General features: G+C 67.3%; 5 protein-coding genes and 1 pseudogene. 2 read left to right on the forward strand and 4 right to left on the reverse strand.

Features of this window, described 5'->3' with window-relative positions; genetic code table 11:
- From AC2VOP_RS00795 to AC2VOP_RS00805, 3 genes are all read right to left on the reverse strand, one after another.
- On the reverse strand, positions 1-734 hold a 734-nt coding region (locus AC2VOP_RS00795), incomplete at its 3' end, for an iron-containing alcohol dehydrogenase (protein WP_486959196.1).
- A 387-nt stretch (positions 735-1,121) separates the two neighbouring features.
- The gene (locus AC2VOP_RS00800; protein ID WP_486959197.1) at positions 1,122-1,457 is read right to left on the reverse strand and encodes a hypothetical protein; all 336 of its coding nucleotides are present in this window, start codon (positions 1,455-1,457) and stop codon (positions 1,122-1,124) included.
- Between the two features lie 264 nt (positions 1,458-1,721).
- Complete coding sequence (locus tag AC2VOP_RS00805) at positions 1,722-1,940, reverse strand: hypothetical protein (RefSeq protein WP_486959198.1); 219 nt, start codon at positions 1,938-1,940, stop codon at positions 1,722-1,724.
- An 18-nt stretch (positions 1,941-1,958) separates the two neighbouring features.
- On the opposite strand from AC2VOP_RS00805, the gene AC2VOP_RS00810 reads away from it, so the two are divergent.
- Complete coding sequence (locus tag AC2VOP_RS00810; protein ID WP_486959199.1) at positions 1,959-2,180, forward strand: hypothetical protein; 222 nt, start codon at positions 1,959-1,961, stop codon at positions 2,178-2,180.
- 14 nt (positions 2,181-2,194) lie between these two features.
- Complete coding sequence (locus AC2VOP_RS00815; RefSeq protein WP_486959200.1) at positions 2,195-2,500, forward strand: hypothetical protein; 306 nt, start codon at positions 2,195-2,197, stop codon at positions 2,498-2,500.
- 163 nt (positions 2,501-2,663) lie between these two features.
- Here the strand turns inward: AC2VOP_RS00815 and AC2VOP_RS00820 are convergent.
- Positions 2,664-2,901, reverse strand: a pseudogene (locus AC2VOP_RS00820) (D-serine/D-alanine/glycine transporter); the annotation flags it as partial.

Consider the following 2,901-nt stretch of genomic DNA (forward strand, 5'->3'; position numbering starts at 1 on the left):
GGGTTGGCGCCCTGGCTCATCGGCCGCAGGCTCGGTCGTTCGGGCACCGGCCGATGGAGGTAGGGCCGAGCGGTGTAGGACTCCAGCGCGTGCGACAGCACGTCGAGGCCCGCCGCGGCAACGACCCCCGCCGGCAGGCTCGCGGTGCAGTCGGGATCGACGAGCGCCTCGGTGGGACGCAGTGCGTGCGAGGCGATGCCCGTCTTGGCCGACAGCGCCAGCAGGTCGAAGATCGCGATCCCGGTGACTTCGCTGCCGGTACCCGCCGTCGTGGGGCAGGCGATGTGGGGCCTCAGCGGGCCGGGAACGGGTTTGGCCTCGCCGACCGGCGCATTGACATAGGCCAACAGGTCGGCGGGGTGGGTGGCGTAGAGGTTGGCCGCCTTGCAGGTGTCGATGACCGACCCGCCGCCAAGAGACACGTAGCCGTCCGGGTTCGCCTCTCGGGCGAAACCCGCGGCCTCGGCGAACGATTCGTCCGTGGGCTCGATATGGACGTCGGTGTAAGTCACCACGTCCAGGCCGGCCGCGACGAGCGACTCGTGCGCCCCGCCGAACACCGGCAGTTCGGCTACGCGCGCATCGGAGAACAGGGCGACCCGCCGCAATCCCAGCGACCGGGCCCGGTCGCCCAACTCCGCCAGACAGCCGCGCCCGAAGGTGACCCGGGAGGAGTCGACGGTGAACGCGCCGTCGGAGCCCTCGGCCGCGGCCGGAAATTCGCAGCATCCCACGGGGTTCTCCTCAGTCCGGTAGCGACGGCAGAGTGCCCCACGCGGTCGCACGCACCCGCAATGTATTCCCTTGGACGTGGTGGCGCGTGAGTCGATCAGCCCGCGTGCGCCATCGCTGATCACCAGCAGCGGATGAACCCTGACCGCTACTGACGACCCCTTACCGGCTCGGCGAATCGGTGCGGTGCGTCGCCATAGCAGGTTGGCTCAGTGGGCGGTCCCGCCCCATTCATGCCTCAACGGCTGCTCGGGCGCCGCGATCACATCGGACATCGCCATCCTTCCCGCCAAGCTCACGTCCGGCTTGTCAGACCAAGGTCCGATCCACCGTTGCTCCGACAGTCCTCCGCCAACGGCCGATCATGGTCGCTCGCTTGACCGGGCCAGTTAACCTGCATGTTCGCGTGAATAGCGTGTCCAAAGTTCGCCCAGTTCGGCCAGGTGCCGGTCAGCTAACTTGTGATGCTCTTGCAGCAGTCGCTCGGTGAGTTTGCGGTGCTCGTTCATGTGCCGTGCCGCCAACGAATCACAGTCGCTGATGGACAAGTCGTCATGTTTAGAGACCTCGCGATGCTCGGCCAGATGCCGATCCGTGAGGGCTCGAAGGTCAGCGAGATGACCGTCCGCCAACTCGCGATGCTCTCGCAAGTGCGCCTCCGCCATTTTCTCATGCTCAGCGAGATGCTCCCGTGAGACGTCGGCGCTTTCCTTTGATGGGGACATGCGATGTGCTCCTTCCTCGAAGCGATTGACTCACAGCATAGCTTCCGGCGGGTCTTCGTCGGGCCAACCGCGATTAGCCACTTCGCCCCGAAAAACGTGGCCAGGAGGATGCCGCACCCGTTCACGCTGGGTAAGATCATCACCTGTTGCGGACCCGCGGTGATCGACGAACAGAACGGGACGCTGCTGGTCAAAGCCGCCGGGAAAAGGTGATCAGCTGGATGAGGTAGGCGCCGACACCACCGTTGTGCCGGTGAACGTGGCCTATCCGACCGACTCCGGGCTGCTGGTGCGCGCGATCACGCTGATCATGACGTTGGAGGCGCGCATCCACGCAGGCGGTGCGGCTACGCCAACCAGGGTCCACGACCGCAGACGCGCCGCCGGGCGGCGGGCCCCGTCGATCTCGGCGCACCTGAAACTGCGTAACGACGATGCCAAGACCCGGGTGCTGGCGATCACCGGCGAGCTGGCCGAGACCACCGTGCCGACGCCACGCGGGTGCTGGTCAACGCCGGCCGCCACCTGCACCGCCGGGGAGAGGCCGCGTCCGGTTTGGTGTCACTGCACGATCCCGACGCGCGGCCGATCGTCCAGGGCCGGCTCGGAAAACCGGTGGAATTCGGGTACAAATCGCAGAGCACCGACGGCAGCGACGGGATCGTGCTCGACCACAGCACGAAGGCAACCCGGCCGACGCGCCGCTGGCGGCCCCCGCGATAGCCCGGATCAAGGCAATGTTCGGCAAGCCGCCCCGCGCGGTGACCGCCGACCGCGGCTATGGCGAAACCAAGACCGACGAGGCGCTCACCGACCTTGGCGTGAAGACCGTGGTGATCCCCCGCAAAGGCAAGCCTTCGGCCGCTCGCCGCCAAGTCGAACACGGCAGCGGCTTCCTCACCGGCGCGCGAACCTGGTGCGGGCTCGGCGTGCTCACCCACAACAGCGTCAAGATCGACTACCTGATTCAAGCCCACCACACCGGCGCCGCCGGTCACCTCAACGACAGGACCACCGAGCCAGCCGCAGCTCGACCTCCATAACGCGTAGCCACCCGATTTCCCGCTCTCCCAGTCGAATCGGTATGCCCAGACCGGATCCTCCCGTTGACCGCACCCGCAACCGGCGCAAGTGTCCACACTTCGAGTGGGCTGGCTAACTGGCTAACTGCAGACCAAGTCGGTGTGGGCCCAGCTGTGACCGGTGCTATCGGTGCGGGACGTCCGCGTTGATCTCAGCGCGGAACCGGCGGTACCGCTCGGCGTGACCGGGGCGGCGGCGCACCGTCAACCAGCCGACCGCCAAGACGGCGAACCACAGCGGAACCCACGCCAGGGCGACGGCGATCCCCGGGTCGATGCACAGCGTCCCGACCACGAACGCGAAAAAGGCGAGCACTGCCCAGCACATCACCGCGCCGCCGGGCATCCTGTACACCGAGTCG

The sequence above is a fragment of the Mycobacterium sp. TH-M106 genome (assembly GCF_057473765.1).